This is a genomic window from Pseudoalteromonas sp. MelDa3 (assembly GCF_002863625.1).
In the GTDB taxonomy this organism is placed as follows: Bacteria; Pseudomonadota; Gammaproteobacteria; order Enterobacterales; family Alteromonadaceae; genus Pseudoalteromonas; species Pseudoalteromonas arctica.
On record NZ_PJBR01000062.1, the window covers coordinates 1 to 15,807 of the forward strand.

A 15,807-nucleotide genomic window follows, 5' to 3' on the forward strand; every position below is an offset into this window, starting at 1 on the left:
AATACTTAATGAGACATTAACTTAAAACATTTAAAATAAAAAAAATTTAAATCACATTTTTTTATTCAAAGCCCTTTATAAAATGCCCATCCTAAAGGATTGGATGAGCAGTTATTTAATCGGGATTTCCATTTGAATCTGTAAAATTAAAATCAGAATCGTCAATGTATCTACCCAAGTAAGGTACGAGGTCAAGTTGGTCTTCATCTTCCTCAACTTGTTTTACAGGCTCACTTTGGGTTTTATCTACAGGCTCACTTTGAGTTTTTTCTACAGCATTAGAGGCTTTGTTCAAACTACTGCTAACCAAAGGGTGATTCGGTTGGTTAACTGATAATTTTACCTCGCCCCCATTATTAACTAGACTCTCAAATAACAAACCTTGAATGGCTAATCTAATTAACTCATTAGGGTAGCCAGTTAACTGAGAATCATTGACCAAATGAATCCCAAGTTTACTTTCTCTTTTTATTCTCGCTGTTACTTTAATTATACTACTCATAGGTTAACCTCTAACGACTTGTTTGCCTGCGTAGAACAACCCCTCAACAACGGTAGTTAAATTATTTTCTAGTACAATCATTTTGTGATGTGGGTATTGCGCTCTAATAGCGGGTTCAAACGTTTTAATAGGTCCACCGAATAAAACAAAATAATCAATGTCATCACCGCTACCTACAATGTTTCTTACATAGTTTGCAGCCGTACTTGTAGAACTATTTATATTACCCGTTACGTCATATTCAATACCAAGATCATTATCTTCTTTTTTGCAGATTGGGAATGGATATTCGTAACCTCTAACCTTTAGCTTTCCATTTGTTTTCCAGAAAGCATCATCCACTAAGCGTCTTGATAGGTTGTTAGTTAATGAAAAAGCTTTTGATAGGGTCGGTATTATTTCATTCAACACAGTTGAAAAGCCGTTCTCAGTTGCACCACTTCTTTTTTCTATTGGGGTTAGTCCACGAGATGTACATACATCTAGTGTTAAGTATCCGGCATCGATACAAACAACGTTTGCTGTTTTAAAGTTTTTTTCAAACTCTTGTTTAGGTAGACTTGTGGCATAAGAGACTAATCCAGCAACAGGTTGTGGCAACACCATAGTCTTTTTAACTATTCGTTGCTTACCGCCTTTGAAATCATGCACACCTTCAGTTAGCTTTATAAGCTCATTTTTTTTGGACCAATGATTAACTGGTAGGCCAACAACAAGCAAATCAATAACACGATCATGCATTAGAGAAAGACTGCCTTTTAATAATGCTTTATATTGTTTGGAACCAACATAATGATCACTTAAAACATCATCAGAATCTTGAGCACTTAAATAAGCATCAGGCCCAACTTCAAAAATGTCGCCATCAATATCTACTTCTACCGTTTCACGCTTACCAATCCCCATATCGGCTTGCCCAATTCGGCTCTCATTAATTCGCCCAACAGAAGAGCTAAACGTTTTTATCACTGGCTTATCGTCACCCGACACAGTAAAACTTACTGTTCCGAACCCAACCTCAGCAGCTCTCACTATCTTCTTAGCCATTCTCTACACTCCTATATTTATAGTTCAGGCAGAGAATACACCCAGTAATTAAAAGCTTTAAATATTAGAGCACCCCAAAATGGCACCTCTAAGCTTTTATTATGGAACTTATTAGCTATTTTGAGTGGGCGAAAACAAAAAACACAGTCAATACAAAGCCACAGAACAAAATGGGCACAAAACCGGCATGAAAGCGGCGAAATATGGCAATGCGCAATTTATGGTATTGGATATGTCAATCGCTTATAGGCAAGTGGCATGAAAGCGGCACAAAAACGGCACCGCATGGCAATGCGTAGGGATTAAGGATAAGTAAACAACATATTGTTCACATGCTGCTTTTACCTATGAACAGCGTTAATGCATTTAATCTTTCCTTCTTATTAAATGCATTAACGCTTTAACAAAATGAGCTTCATTTCTCCTTTATTGGTATATCCAGCATTGTGATTGAGATGATGAACGATAAAAATATAAAGTCCAAAACCGCCCTCAATTAATAGGGTGAGATTTTTTTGACGCCCATTTTTAGGGCATTACCCCTAGTCTAAAACATATAAATTCATTAAAACTACCCTCAATTAATAGTGCATTCCCCCAGAACCTACCCACAATGGCGCAACTCTATTTATTTAGGGGAAATACTCTAAATTTCATGCTTCTCAAAATTAAAGTTTACAAAATAGTAAATCAACAAAAAAAAGAAACCGCCCACAATTAATAGGGAGAGATATTTTTTGCGCCCATTTATAGGGCAGAATATTAAATTAAACTGATAAAAATAATTAAAAGCGCCCTCAATTAATTAAGACTTCAATCAAAACGCCCATTGCGGGCATTTCCCAAATCAATCTTAACTTACCAAATAAAACACGAAATAAACAAATCTCTAAAACTTAATTCCCCCCTTATTAATTGAGGGCAGCTTTGGCAAAACCGCCCGTTTAGGGGCAGTTTGATAAAACTGCCCTCAATTAGATTTTAGGGCATCAATAGTAAAAGAAAACCTCACCGGAAGGTGCTCGAAATTTACAGCATGCATTTATACCCTCTGTATTTTTTTTCTCTTAAAGATAATTACGCGAAAATAACAACAAGACAGAAACAAGAGTTTAAAAAAGTGAACCAAGATGCATTTGAAGTACGGCAGTATTTAACTGATAAAAAGGACGACCTAGCTTTAAAGCTTGATTCGTTAGTGGATGGATATTGGTGTGCTTGGCGAGACATGAATAGACAAATCATAAGTCAAGCCGCTAATCCAGACCGAACCGATAAAGTCGGCAAGGTTGCACCGAGCATTCGCATATACAAAACCAAAAACCACAACCGAGTAACACTCAGGTGGCGAATTTACGAAAACAGTTGGGCAAGGCTGAATGTTGCTAAAAGCAATAAGCAGACGCTTCGCTACGCAAAAGAACTCAAGCGGAATAAAGATGGCACCACAAGTCGATTCCAGTTAGTGAAAAACGCTGAAAGCTGGGAAGTTAAATTAATTGATGAATTTCTAATTGAAGCAGAGCCAATTATCACACTTATAAATATGATTCATCAAAGCTTAAAGCTACTAAACAACACAATAACTTTAGAAACTAAGGAGATCCAAAATGCAGAATAAAACTGAAAATTCAATATCAGCTGAACATGTAAAGAATAACCAGGCGCAAAGAGCCACAACAAAGCATGCTGGTAAAATGAAAACAATCACTACCACGATTAACTATGAAACAGACCACACGCATTCATATTTAAAGCTTAACGAGCATAAAATTTTAAATGCATTCGAGCGCTTAGCCGCAATTCTACGCATGGCAAAAACCTCAAGCGTTGCGTACACAAGAATAAGTGAGTGGCATAGAGATATTAATTTAAATCTTGCTCAAGCTCAGTTGGATACACTTCATGAGCACCGAGTAGAGCGTGAGAAAAGTTTACCAGTTATGGGTGACTTTATAATTAATACTCCAGACAACTACGCCATGCAATTTGAAGTTTCGCACCCAGTAGGACTCACAATTACTCAGTTAATTGTTGCCGTGGACAAAGAGCTAAACGCAATTGAAAAATTATTTATGTTTGGTGCTTTAGATGATCTTGAGTATGAGCAAGCTTGCAAACAGGCAGCAGCAATTGTTACTGGTGTTACTGACAGAATAATGAAAGTGACTTCGCCGGGTAAACGTGAAGGTGGCCAATTTAATCCGCGTTACTATTTGGAGTTTTTACGTGATCCACAATTTAACATGCTTCAGCTGTGTGACATTCCTTATGAGGTAGCAAAAACAATACTGACTGAAGAACAATTAGTATTAATTGTTAAAGCTAAGAATGAAGATAGTGAAAGAAAGGTAGCCTAATGTCATTTGTATCCACCATGAAAATGCTATTTGGTATATCCACTTCTACCAAGCCGGTTTCCGGTGACGTAGAAGTGCTTAACGATAAACCTAAGCCCATCCACCTACAGACCAATGTAAGTGGAGAAATTTATTTGGATATTTATAACAGGCCGGTACACGATGCTGAAGCTCAATTTTACCCACCCAAAGTAAATGGTCTGAGTGTTTTTTGTGTAGATGCCATTTTAAAGCGCTATAAGGACCAAATTATAGCGCTTGAGCAACACGTAGATATTGGGTTTCATAGAACTACTGAGGATGGTGTTAATCTTTTTGGCGCGCGTTATTTGAGTGTAATTCGCAAGTTGGCCGAATATGTTCACATGCTTCCTGCATCTGAATACCACCACCATTCACAACCAGGTGGATTATTTCGGCACTCGCTAGATGCAGCTTTAATCGCTTTACGTAAGGCAGACAATCAATTGCCTCCGACCGTGGGCAAAGTGGACTTAGATGCACAACGTCGAGTCCGTTACATGTATGCAGCGTGGGTTGGGGCGCTTTTACATGATACAGGTAAAATTTTGACTGATATGCAGGTAAGTGCGTATACAATTTTTGATGATAAAAAAAATATAAGTGTACCAATCGCGAGTTGTGGGAAACCAATTAAGCCTTGGATACCACAAATTGAAACTTTAATTGAATGGGCTACCCGCAATAAAGTCGAACGATATTTTGTCCACTTTAGGGCTTCTCGTGTACACAAGGAACACGTATCTTCAGGTGCAACTCTGTTACCTCACATATTAAAAGGAGAGGGATTAGAGTTCATTATGGACTCCCCAGATGACTTATATAGCAATCTAACGTCTGCACTCAACGGATATGCTCATATCAATGGATACCTTGCCACTGCAATTCGTTTTGGAGATTCAGTGTCCACGGCTAAAGATGTCAAAACAATGGCAACTTCGGCTTTTGGTACCTTAAAAAAATCCAGAATGATGTCTATTGTCGATACGATGCGAAGTCTTAAAAGTAAATGGAATTTTAATACCGAAAAAAGTCATGCTTTTGTAATTGGAGATTGTGTTTTTATTCGTTGGCAATCAGCGTTTGATGGAATCCTCAAAGCTGCACGCGCTAACCACTTCGATGCTCTGCCAAATGATACCAAGTCACTATTAGGAATGATGGAAGATTTCAGAATAGTAGAGCCATTCGATAAAGAAAATCGCTTTGCGCTATTTGCTATAGGCAAGTTCACTGAACAAGATGTGATCAACATCATTGACAAAACAATCAGCATTAGTTGGATTGAGTTGATCAAAGTGGTGTATCGAGAGTGGATATATGATTCTGACCCAGTGCACCCAAACTTAGAAGGTTTGCTTTACCTAAGTGGATCAAATAAATATTTCATTACGAAAGAAGATGGAAGCTTTACAGAGCTAAGCTTTGACACTGCAGCGCTTAGCGAAGAAAAAGAGACGATAATTGAAGGTACGAACGAATTACATGACAAAGTTAACATTAGCACGACTAAACAAACCGTTTCAGTTAACACTGGTGTAAACGATGTTGAGGAAAAAACCAGTACCGCCAAAACAGAAAAAACAGTACCGCCTAAAGGTGAAGTAAATACCGGGGGCAAAAATCAAGCCACGGCCAAAAAGAAGAAAATGCCAAAGCCTAAAAAACCGGAGAAGGCGAATGTTACACCAATTCTATTTGAGAACGACACCGATACCTCTGTAGTACAAACTGAACTGACTTCACCTGCTGAAAGAACTGAGCAGGCTTCACCTGCGGAAAGAACTGAGCAGGCTGCACCTGCAGAAAAAACTGAACAGGCTGCACCTGCAGAAAAAACTGAACAGGCTGCACCTGCAGAAAAAACTGAACAGGCTGCACCTGCAGAAAAAACTGAACAGGCAATACCACCAGCTTTGGAGATAGAAAAACCTATATCCCACGACTATGTTTTGCAAATCAATAATAAATGGTACGTAGACGTAAATAAGTACGTTGAAGCCTACAACACTAATCAAATCGAAGCTGGACAAGAGCTATTAAGCAAAGGTTTTATAAGGCAAAAACTAGGTAGCTCATCCCTTGCAACACTTGTTCGGCGTCAAAAAGCGAAGTCTGTCGTTTGCTTTGAACTAACACCTTTAGGTCAGTCCTCGTTAACTGGCGCTGTTAAAAGCAGTTCAGAAACAAAAAAAAGTTTTAATGCCAATTCATCTAAAGCAAAGAGTATGACTATTAAGGAAAAAGATACTGCCGGTAAAGATAAATCTAGTTTTCCTTCAACCGACCTAACAGAGTTTGAATTCACAACAACAAGCATCAAAGGAAGTCTTGGCAAAATTTTGCTAGCTCACAAAATTAAGGTGGCTGGTGGTCCAGAACACATAAACATTATATTAAAAGAAGTAGCGTTAGTTAGCGATTCAAACCCATCTTTTATAAAGGGGATACGAATAAGCAAACTAATCCAATCAATGAAAGCGCGCTATAAACATGACGTAAAAATTAACGACATGAGTTCCTTTTCCATACAAGTCCACATACAAGATGTATCAAATACAGAGGTGTTCAGTGAGTAGCAAGTACAATAGAACAGATGGACGATACGTTGAGTTTCTATTTCGACCTATCTATGAAGTAAACACAGCAATAGCTTATGGCATTGGTGCCATAACAACTCCGTTTATGACTTTAGGAGCATTCCAACCAGGAGCAACCGTTTCATTTGGTATTGCTGGCATACTAGCTGGTGGAAGTTATTTGTATGCTATGAAAGCAAAACCATTAATAGAGCGTCAGTTAAAACTAAAACTCAATAGAAAAGAGTTTATGGATTGTAAAAAATTACGAGAAATCAACTCGCTTGAACCAAGAATAACGAATGACAAATTTGTTGACCCAAGACATAACTTTATGGGGTATGGGTTCGAATGGGGTTCAGAACATGCCAATCGTATTTATCAAGTTATGAATATGGACTCAAAATTAACGGATATAAAGCTGCCATTTTTTCTACGTAAAGCAACCGACGAATTTCAGCATGAAACTGAAGAGCTTGGTGGAAAACCCTTTATCCATGCCGTAGGCGATGAAACAGAAATAAAGGTTGTGGAAGATACATATTTCGGGCACACACTCATATCAGGAAATATAGGTACAGGCAAAACAACTCTATTACGCTTGCTTAGCCTAAACGCTATACATATGGGTGCTAAAGAAAGTTCAGCTCGCTTCAATATAAATGGCCAACAAAACAAGATAAAACAAGGCGACAAAACAAAAAATAACAGCAAAGTAATCGTCGTTATCGATCCAAAAAACGACACTGACTGGAAAGAGTCTATCAAGCAGGAAATGGAGCACTTAGGCTATGGCGATAGGTTTTTCAGTGTGCATCCAGCAGCACAAAGTGACTCTTGTCGTATACCGCTACTAAAGAACTTTGTACGCGTCTCAGAAATTGCTGACAGAGTAGCACCACTAATGGGAACTTCAGGGGGCAGCAAAACCTTTGAAGACTTCGCCTATGAACAAATAACATTTGTCGCTGCAGGCATGGAGTACATTGGCACACCTATTCGCTTAACATCCATCCAAAAAGCGTTGTCTTCAGGGAAAATACCGTTCTGTGAAAAAGTGTTACGTGTGTTTTACGAAAGGACACTAGGGCCGGAGTACGAAACAAAGCTTAATATGGCTGAGTACCTTAAAAAAGGTGTAGAAGCTTGGCAAGTAATGAGCGAATACTATAAAGCTCGTTTAAGTGAGTCGCATGAGAACGCGGCTATATTGGGTATTATTCAATTAATAGAACATCCTTCTGAGCATTTTATAAAGATGATCACATCGTTACGCCCTGTATTAACGGCGCTAACGTCAAAGCCAATGGATGATTTGTTTTCCCCTATTGATGATCCCGAAAGTGAAGATAAGCGAAGAATAGTAGATTTAGATAACCTCATGGAAAAAGGGGGGTGTCTGTATATAAGTTTAGATTCAATGACTGATAATAAAACGGCAGGTTTTTTAGCGCGTTTAATTATGGCTGAGATTGCCGCCGTGTCTGGTCGCCGTTATAACAATAACGACAAGAAAGCATCACGAGTTGCTGTTTTCTTAGATGAAGCACATGCCGCACTTGAAAATAATGACAGCTTATTAAACCTCCTTGCTGTTGGTCGTGCATCATCAATCGAGCTTTACCTTGCTACACAAACAATAAGCGATATTGCAGCTAAAACCGATGAGCCTACAGCAAACAGGGTTTTAGGTTTATGTAATAACTTCATTTCATTTAGAACAACTGATCCAAAGACCCAAGAGTATGTTGCTGCGCAATTTTCAAAGACAGCAATTACAAAAGTTCAAAATCAAAGTTCATCTGGTGCATCAAGTAGCGAAAGTATATTTGCCTTCAACTCAATGCATGGTGAGCGTTCAGCTAAAGAGATGGATGATTCATTTCCAATGGGATTAATGGGCGATTTACCCAAGCTTCAATATATAGCGCGGTTAGCAGATGGCCGTAAACTTAAAATGAGGTTACCAATTGTAATTAACAGCAACCCAGAGGAGCGAGCCAAATGGTTATAGATAAGTGGCGAATTGAAAACTTTAAGGGTTTAACTGCGCAAAAAACATGGCTTTCACTGAATGACATTGAAAAGCAATCATCTAAAAATGAGATACGAGCGCGACTAAATATAAAAAATCAGGATAAGTTTTTAAAGTTATGCAGTGATAACGAAACTGTATTGGAAGTGGCGAGAAACCTAGCGCTGTATGTTGGTTTACAAAACAAGATATACAAAGAACAGGTATTTAGCCTCATTATGAACGGTGTTGTAGACAATCTTGTAAATTCAAAAATTGAAACTCTAATTCTGGCAGTATCCGAAAACCTATACCCTATCATTTACGCAAAAGTGTCGGGCAGGCCAAGAGGCCAGCGATTGTCAGCCTCATTAACGTGGGATTTTACGAAAGAAAGTTTATATTCGTGGATTGAAAACAATAACTTTGAGTCAATTTCAACGACGGAACTTAACGTAAAGCTAGAGTACCTACGCAAAGATGAAGTAGGACTACTCATTTTAAATAAATTCTTTGACGCTGAATCAATTTTAAAATTCATGCATGCAGTTAAAAATAAATCACTAACAAAGAAAGCGCAATTGGTTGATTCAATCGGCGATTCAAATATTAAAATACAATTGTCGTTGATAGATACCATCAACCCGGCAGTAGTAAAAATATGTAACAAGGTCAAAGAGTACATGGGCAACATTGATATATTCAATAGTGGCGCACCTACTTACATATCCATCATTACATCATCATTGAGCGCATATTATGCAAAGGCTGAAATACAAGGACAATCGGCTGCGTATTTAGTTTTTTGTGAATATATTTCTAATCAATTAACTCAATTATGTTGCATGGAAATTCAATGTGAAAATGAGGTTTGGGATTGGACTAAAGAAAGCTTGCGTGCATGGACAAATAAACACCCAAAGCACAATTTAATAACCTTGCATACCCCAACGAAAGAGACGAATAAAAAACTATATTTAATTTTCAATCTATTGGTATTTAATCGTATTGATTTAAGTATTTGGGGAGTACCCGCCACAGGCAAAACGCAGGCAGTATTTTGGGGGGATGCACTATGAAGACTGCAATTACAAGTAAGCATACGCGTTTAGAAATATTATTACTGCTGTGCTCACTTTCGGTGGCAGCTATGCTACTCATGCTGTTGTTAACTGACCCTGACGAATATAATACGAATGTACTGCAAGAGTCATATCAAATCAAAGGGGCGATTTCAGAAAATGATTGGAACGTATTGCATAACCAAACCCTCTTTTTACAAGATAAATGGGTAAATGGGAGTGGGCTATACAAATGGTTTTTATCAAAGTTAATGCCTGAAAAGGACACTGAATGGGATGGTGTCATAGGGAGTACATTCCAAGAAAGACTAGCAATAAACGGGCAGATACTAGCGTATCAAATCGCTTTGCGAATAATGATGTTTAAGTATTGGTTGTTTGTGTCACTTCCACTTTGTTTAGCTTTAATTTACGGTTCTGTGAACAGGCACAAAGCAAACGCATATAGATTTGGTGGGGCTAAACCTAATCTGGTGCGTTTATATATAAAAATCATTTGGATTTCATTCTGTTTATTTACATTTTTTATGTTAGCGCCGAATTTTGTAGGAGGAGTGTTGCCCTATTTTCCATTTATTTATTTGATAGGTATTGCCCTATTGATTTCAGGAATAATCCGTAATTTCCATAAAGGTACAAGTTAAAATGATTACAAATTTACTAAGCAAATTTAAAAGAAAAAAAGTTAAGCAAGTTAGAGTACCACCTGAAAATTTAACGCAGGCCATATCAGAGTTAACTACAACTGTTGAATCTAAATTAGGACCAGTAGCAAAAGCTTATGCATTTTCACAGGTTTTTAAAACATTCATTATATTTGGAGGGTTTTTAACAGCCATATTAATAAACTGGAAGACAGACACATTAGAAATAAATAAGCCTAAGTATGTAGCGCAAATAATGCTTGAGGGTGAGATGACAGATGCTGGTGGCGGCTCTGGCTACAATTTGGCGAAAGAAATACAACGCGCAGATAGAGACGAAAGGGCGAGTGCAATAATGCTAATTGTTAATTCTGGTGGTGGTTCGCCCGTTCAAGGAGAAACAGCCTATTCATTTATAAAAAGTTACACAGATAAACCGTTAGCTGAACGAAAGCCACTCTATGTGAGCATTCAAGCCATTTGTGCCTCTGCGTGTTACCAAGCTATATCGCCTGTAGATAAAATATATGCCCACAAAAGTTCTATGGTCGGCTCTATTGGAGTGCGAATGGACTCATGGGATTTAACCGGTCTAGCTGAAAAATTGGGGGTTAAGAAACAAATTTTAACATCCGTGGATAAAAAGGTAATCATTGACCCATTTAAAAAGCTCAAAGTTGAAGATGAACAACTATTAAGAGACTCATTAATGATGCCAATGCACACGAATTTCGTTTCATCAGGCTAGAAAAGACAAGCTGGAAAACGATGCTGAACTGTTTAATGGAATGGTGTGGCTTGGTGAAGATGCAAAGTCAAAAGGTTTCATAGATGGAATAAGTAGCACAATAGAAGTTGAAAATGAATTAATGGAGATAACAGAGACTCAAGAAGCTAAGTCAGTTAGCGCTCAAGGTTTCAGCATTAGTCGCCTAATAGGTGGAATTCTATAAATGTATACTTTAGAGGTGCGATTTTAACCCTCTGTAAAATTTAAAATAAGCAAAATTAAAAGTAATAATGATTTTGCTGAGAAGGACTAGGAACACATTAATGTGTCCCTTAAACATTAGCATAGTTTAGAGGGGCCATTTTAGTACGCTCTAAAATTTTAAAATGAATAAATTACAGTGAATAATCACTTTGAATTAAAAACACTCATTAATCGGAGATAACCATGAGTATAGCAATCGCAAACATCGAAACTATGAATAACGTTAAAACATCTAAAAAAACTAAATACATTTTATTAGCACTAGCTATAGCATGTGTCGTGTTTTCATCACTAGCACTTGCTGCAGGTAGTGGTACTGAATGGAACTCGATATATACAACGTTTGATGGTTGGATAAAAGGTATTCCGGGTAAGACAATTTCGCTATTAGCATTTGGTTACTCTGTTTATAACATTACACAACAAAACTATACTATGGCTGCTGGTGCATTCCTTGGTGCAGTATTAATGGTAAATGCTGGTTCAGTATTAGATTTAATCTTTACTGCTGGTATCCCAGGCCTTTAATAACTAACTTAGTTTCCCTCCTAGAAAAAAGGCTCATTTTGAGCCTTTTTTTTTGATCTAAATAATTAGAGGTATCAAATACACCCTCTCTAATTTTATGCATTCGTCTGTTAACGGTAAATAATAGCGAATAGATTTTAATGAAGGACAAACAAATGTCAGATAATCCTTTTCAATACAGAATGCCAAAACGCATTAATGAGCCACTTACTCTCATATTGTGGCCAATGCATTATGTGCTAATGCCCATCATGTGTTTTGGATTTGGCATATTGATCAACAAACCAATGGAACTACTTACCTTTGGTTTAATTTGGTTTTTTACATTGAAATACACCGAAGAACGTTACTCAAGAGGTTTTATCCTTCACTTCCTATGGTGGCATGGTGCTTTGCCTTTTTTGAAAACAAGTAAATATATACCTGACCCATATAGTCGAGAATATTTTCAATAGGAACTGTTTATATGAAAAGAAGTGAAAGCAAAGTTTTAAAATCCGTTAGTGAGATTCAAACGAGTAAAACTAAAAACACAATAATACAATTCGGTCTGCTTGGTATTGCAGGGGTATTAGCCTGCGCATTGGCTTTTAAAGACACTGAAGTAATCGCTACGCCACCCAATTTCACCAAACCCTTAGTCATTGCAGGTAATGTAGCTAATAAAGAGTATAAATTACGATGGGCAGTTGCGGCAGCATCGATAGCAGGAAATCTATCGAAGGACAATGCTGACTTTGTATTGAATCAACTGGATAGCATGCTTTCACCTTACTTACGGCAGCAAATATTACCCTCTCTAAAAAAAGAGGTTCAGATTTTAATAGCAAGAGATGCAGAGCAAACCTTTGTTATCAAAGATGCTATTTACGACCCTGTAAAGGACTTGGTTTGGATCTGGGGTGACAGAACTATCAAACTAAAAGCCACTGCCAATAATAGCAACTTACCTCAAAGATGGACGTATGAGTTCAGAATTAAACCTTTCTCTGAACGCGCTGCTATTACACACTTTAACTCATACAAAGGTCTGCCAAAGAACCGTGATGTTGAATATCTGGTTGAAGAAAACCCAATGTTAACTGCTGAGCTTAAAAAAGTCATAAGTGACGATTAAGGAATGAAAATGAAATTAATAAATAAAATAACAACATCTATCTGTTTATCACTGAGCTTAATGCCGGCAGTCTATGCACAAGACGAAGGGTTAGACATACCAATACAAACAAACTTTGGTAGAAAACCGATGAATGCAACACCGGCGGGTCAACCTGCTTACACTGGTGCCGCTGAGCTGCGCGCTGCAACTAATAGCTTTGTACCTAGTGAAGCCAATAGTGCAACGTCGAGCGCTCATGCAACTAAAAGTAGTAATGAACGTGACTTCTTACAAAAGGTGAAGCAAAGTTTTAAACCTGAACAATCGTATAACCTAAAGCCGGGAAGAAACATTGTTATTCCTGTCGGGCAGGGATTTAGTAACGCCATACGCACGAACTTTAGAAGTTTATCTGTTAAAACGAGTGCAAACGCAGAGCAAGCTTTGCTTGAGGTTGAAGATGGCCACTTGTATGTGACGTTAAGAACAATGCAACCAATTAGTTTATTACTATCTGAAGACGGCGTTATTGAATCTGAAATTTCTATCGTCTTAGTGCCAATGGCTTCACCACCAGCCATGGTTGATATTGATATAGATATGCCAGCTGAAATGAAATTGAAAGCGCTTAATCATTTTAACGATATGGAAAAACAAAAAAAGATTGATAAAGCAACTCTTGAAGCACAAAACGCACCTGTGCTGCGTTCATCAAGTTATCAAAAGGGTATTGTTTCTATATTGAAACCGATAGCGCAAGGTAAGACACCATCAGGATACTCAATAACGAACGATATACCAAATTACCTAAAGCATCCGTGCCGTATAGCTATATATCATGAAGCGGGTCAAAGATTAAGTGGAAGCCAAGACTTTATTGATGTAGTTCTTGTGCACAATGATAGCGATCGAGTTTACCAAGTACGTGAAGAGATGTGTCTTAATGATGGAGTTACATCGGTTGCGCTATATCCAAAGTCTTACTTACAACCTGGGGAAGAAACAGAGATTTATATTATTCGTAAACTGAAAAAGGCAAGTGCAGACTCATATGGTCAGACTAGACCACGCTTAACAATGGGGGCAGGTGAATGATGCAGGAAAAGATAAAAACCTATATTGAAGACAATCCATGGTTACGCAAGGGCATTCTAGGAATCATATTTCTGGTTATTCTTTGGTTTGTTGGTGGATCACTTTTTACAGATGACACGATGAGTGAACAGCAGGTTGAAAGTCAGTCTGTAACATCAATTCTGGGCCTATCTGACACACTAGGTACAATGGATCAACAAGAAGCAGAAGGTATTGTTGATGAAATGAAAGTACGTTTAGCCGATAAAGAGCGTGAGATGGAGGCTAAATACAATAAAGACGCTGAAAACCTTGAGCAATTGAAACTTTCAATGCAGCAAATGCAAAATGAGATGTTTGAGCTAAAAAGGAAGAACGCTACGAACACAAAACCAATTGATATAAGCACTAAGTTGCCTAACAGACAGTTTCAAGTACAAGGTGAGCCAGTCAGTTACCAAGCAGATCAACAAAACCAAAATGTACTATATAGACCACAAACCGAGATAATAACGCAATCACCGCAAATTAAAGGCAACGTTATTAGAACAATTACTCAACGCAGTATACGTGAAGTGCAGCGCTCTGGTGAAGTAACAATAAGTGATATTAAAGTTCAGCGTTTGACGAATGATAGTCAAAATATAGACGATAGTCGTGAAGGGCAAATTGCTAAAAGTAATGACGAAAGAAACCCATCAGCAAAGGGTGATAAAGGTGAATTTACATTAGCAATGGGCTCAATATTATCGGGCACATTAATAAATGGTGTTGCGGCGCCAACCAAAGTAGGTTCACAAGATACACCAATCCCTATTTTACTTCGTGTAAAACGCGAAGCGATTATGCCTAACTTTTTCTCACTCGATATACGTGAGTGTATGGTCCTTGGTGCAGGTATTGGTAACCTAGCAAGCGAACGTGTTGAAATCCGAGCAGAAGCAATTTCATGTATTACCAATGATGGCCAAGCCATTGAAAAATCATTAACGGCTTATGCTGTGTCTAGTTCAGATGGTCTAACCGGTATACGTGGCACGGTAATCGAGCGTAGTGGTAAAGCGATAGGCAACTCTATCAAAGCAGGCTTTTTATCAGGTTTTGCAAGTGCTGCTGCGCCGCAGCAAGTACCTTCGATTAATACTGAGCTTTCTGCATCAACAGTATGGCAAAGCCAAAACCTAAACCAGTACGCTGGAGCAGGAATAATGGAAGGTGCAAGTAGCGCCATGGAACGTGTAGCTTCATATTACTTAGCAATTGCTGAGGCTATGTGGCCTGTTATAGAGATTCCAGCAGGTATTGAAGTGGATTTCTTAGTTCAGAAGGGAATGACCTTACAATTGAACCAGGATGATATTAAGGACCTAAAATAATGGCCGGTTATTTAACAAAACTAATTTTAGCCACCAGCATTGCTATTTTATTGTTGGTAAGCGTTAAAACTTACCAACAGACAAAACAAATAGCACAGCTGCAGCAACAAGTAAGTAAAAAATCATCTCAAGTGATCGCATTAAATGGTAAGCGATTAATTGATAAGTTTATGCGGGATGGAAACACACAAGCGGAGTCAATGGAGGCTTTCGCGCTATTAATAAAAATGATGGAGGATGAGGGAGTATTAATTATTGATAGTAATCAAACAATAACTGCGCCTACAGACAAGCAATTTAAAGACCTGCGCGTAAGCGATATAAACGCAATGGCTAAAGATAAAGGTATAAATATAGTTAAGTTTCGAGATGAAATAATCGAGCAGGCAAAGAAGGAAACAGACAGAATGATAAAGGAGTTAGAAGCGCTTCAAGGGTAGATTTAAAAAGGCCAAATACCCAACGGAGAGTAGTGTTGGATACTCGG

15 protein-coding genes are annotated in these 15,807 nt (G+C 38.0%); 13 read left to right on the forward strand and 2 right to left on the reverse strand.

Annotated elements, in window-relative coordinates; genetic code table 11:
• Positions 1-115: 115 nt before the first annotated feature.
• Complete coding sequence (locus CXF89_RS12235) at positions 116-502, reverse strand: hypothetical protein (RefSeq protein WP_121954738.1); 387 nt, start codon at positions 500-502, stop codon at positions 116-118.
• Between the two features lie 3 nt (positions 503-505).
• Positions 506-1,549 (reverse strand): ParM/StbA family protein, encoded by a 1,044-nt coding sequence (locus tag CXF89_RS12240; RefSeq protein WP_121954739.1) that lies wholly within the window; start codon positions 1,547-1,549, stop codon positions 506-508.
• Positions 1,550-2,669: 1,120 nt separating this feature from the next.
• Here CXF89_RS12240 and CXF89_RS12245 point away from each other — a divergent pair.
• The 13 genes from CXF89_RS12245 (at position 2,670) to CXF89_RS12305 (ending at position 15,760) form a co-directional block, all read left to right on the forward strand.
• Positions 2,670-3,170, forward strand: a complete 501-nt coding sequence (locus tag CXF89_RS12245) for a conjugative transfer protein MobI(A/C) (RefSeq protein WP_145990816.1) — start codon at positions 2,670-2,672, stop codon at positions 3,168-3,170.
• Positions 3,160-3,909, forward strand: a complete 750-nt coding sequence (locus CXF89_RS12250) for a hypothetical protein (RefSeq protein ID WP_121954741.1) — start codon at positions 3,160-3,162, stop codon at positions 3,907-3,909. Before CXF89_RS12245 ends, CXF89_RS12250 begins: the two co-directional genes overlap by 11 nt.
• On the forward strand, positions 3,909-6,509 hold the full coding sequence (mobH, locus tag CXF89_RS12255; protein WP_121954742.1) for a MobH family relaxase: 2,601 nt from the start codon (positions 3,909-3,911) through the stop codon (positions 6,507-6,509). Before CXF89_RS12250 ends, mobH begins: the two co-directional genes overlap by 1 nt.
• On the forward strand, positions 6,502-8,523 hold the full coding sequence (gene traD, locus CXF89_RS12260) for a conjugative transfer system coupling protein TraD (RefSeq protein ID WP_180961402.1): 2,022 nt from the start codon (positions 6,502-6,504) through the stop codon (positions 8,521-8,523). Before mobH ends, traD begins: the two co-directional genes overlap by 8 nt.
• Positions 8,514-9,602, forward strand: a complete 1,089-nt coding sequence (locus CXF89_RS12265; RefSeq protein WP_121954744.1) for a hypothetical protein — start codon at positions 8,514-8,516, stop codon at positions 9,600-9,602. Before traD ends, CXF89_RS12265 begins: the two co-directional genes overlap by 10 nt.
• Positions 9,599-10,249, forward strand: a complete 651-nt coding sequence (locus CXF89_RS12270) for a DUF4400 domain-containing protein (RefSeq protein ID WP_121954745.1) — start codon at positions 9,599-9,601, stop codon at positions 10,247-10,249. The genes CXF89_RS12265 and CXF89_RS12270 overlap by 4 nt, the downstream gene beginning before the upstream one ends.
• Before the next feature lies 1 nt (position 10,250).
• On the forward strand, positions 10,251-10,997 hold the full coding sequence (locus tag CXF89_RS12275; RefSeq protein WP_121954746.1) for a S49 family peptidase: 747 nt from the start codon (positions 10,251-10,253) through the stop codon (positions 10,995-10,997).
• Between the two features lie 429 nt (positions 10,998-11,426).
• Positions 11,427-11,771, forward strand: coding sequence for a hypothetical protein (locus CXF89_RS12280; protein ID WP_121954747.1), 345 nt, complete (start codon positions 11,427-11,429; stop codon positions 11,769-11,771).
• Between the two features lie 155 nt (positions 11,772-11,926).
• Positions 11,927-12,226 carry a type IV conjugative transfer system protein TraL gene (traL, locus tag CXF89_RS12285; RefSeq protein WP_180961403.1) on the forward strand — a complete coding sequence of 100 codons (300 nt, stop codon included), beginning with the start codon at positions 11,927-11,929 and terminating at the stop codon, positions 12,224-12,226.
• Positions 12,227-12,237: 11 nt separating this feature from the next.
• Positions 12,238-12,888, forward strand: a complete 651-nt coding sequence (locus CXF89_RS12290) for a TraE/TraK family type IV conjugative transfer system protein (RefSeq protein ID WP_121954749.1) — start codon at positions 12,238-12,240, stop codon at positions 12,886-12,888.
• Positions 12,889-12,897: 9 nt separating this feature from the next.
• Positions 12,898-13,965: a TraK domain-containing protein gene (locus CXF89_RS12295; RefSeq protein ID WP_180961404.1), complete on the forward strand. Its 1,068-nt coding sequence runs from the start codon at positions 12,898-12,900 to the stop codon at positions 13,963-13,965.
• Positions 13,962-15,320: a TraB/TrbI/VirB10 family type IV secretion system protein gene (locus CXF89_RS12300; protein ID WP_121954751.1), complete on the forward strand. Its 1,359-nt coding sequence runs from the start codon at positions 13,962-13,964 to the stop codon at positions 15,318-15,320. Before CXF89_RS12295 ends, CXF89_RS12300 begins: the two co-directional genes overlap by 4 nt.
• A complete protein-coding gene (locus tag CXF89_RS12305; protein WP_121954752.1) occupies positions 15,320-15,760 on the forward strand; it encodes a hypothetical protein in 441 nt (146 codons plus the stop codon). Before CXF89_RS12300 ends, CXF89_RS12305 begins: the two co-directional genes overlap by 1 nt.
• The last annotated feature ends 47 nt before the right edge of the window (positions 15,761-15,807 follow it).

Excerpts from the sequence above, each read along its gene's own strand:
- CXF89_RS12235 (WP_121954738.1), bottom strand. The coding sequence starts at position 502 with ATGAGTAGTATAATTAAAGTAACAGCGAGAATAAAAAGAGAAAGTAAA.
- CXF89_RS12240 (WP_121954739.1), bottom strand. The coding sequence starts at position 1,549 with ATGGCTAAGAAGATAGTGAGAGCTGCTGAGGTTGGGTTCGGAACAGTA.
- CXF89_RS12250 (WP_121954741.1), top strand. The coding sequence starts at position 3,160 with ATGCAGAATAAAACTGAAAATTCAATATCAGCTGAACATGTAAAGAAT.
- mobH (WP_121954742.1), top strand. The coding sequence starts at position 3,909 with ATGTCATTTGTATCCACCATGAAAATGCTATTTGGTATATCCACTTCT.
- CXF89_RS12265 (WP_121954744.1), top strand. The coding sequence starts at position 8,514 with ATGGTTATAGATAAGTGGCGAATTGAAAACTTTAAGGGTTTAACTGCG.
- CXF89_RS12270 (WP_121954745.1), top strand. The coding sequence starts at position 9,599 with ATGAAGACTGCAATTACAAGTAAGCATACGCGTTTAGAAATATTATTA.
- CXF89_RS12275 (WP_121954746.1), top strand. The coding sequence starts at position 10,251 with ATGATTACAAATTTACTAAGCAAATTTAAAAGAAAAAAAGTTAAGCAA.
- CXF89_RS12280 (WP_121954747.1), top strand. The coding sequence starts at position 11,427 with ATGAGTATAGCAATCGCAAACATCGAAACTATGAATAACGTTAAAACA.
- traL (WP_180961403.1), top strand. The coding sequence starts at position 11,927 with ATGTCAGATAATCCTTTTCAATACAGAATGCCAAAACGCATTAATGAG.
- CXF89_RS12290 (WP_121954749.1), top strand. The coding sequence starts at position 12,238 with ATGAAAAGAAGTGAAAGCAAAGTTTTAAAATCCGTTAGTGAGATTCAA.
- CXF89_RS12295 (WP_180961404.1), top strand. The coding sequence starts at position 12,898 with ATGAAATTAATAAATAAAATAACAACATCTATCTGTTTATCACTGAGC.
- CXF89_RS12300 (WP_121954751.1), top strand. The coding sequence starts at position 13,962 with ATGATGCAGGAAAAGATAAAAACCTATATTGAAGACAATCCATGGTTA.
- CXF89_RS12305 (WP_121954752.1), top strand. The coding sequence starts at position 15,320 with ATGGCCGGTTATTTAACAAAACTAATTTTAGCCACCAGCATTGCTATT.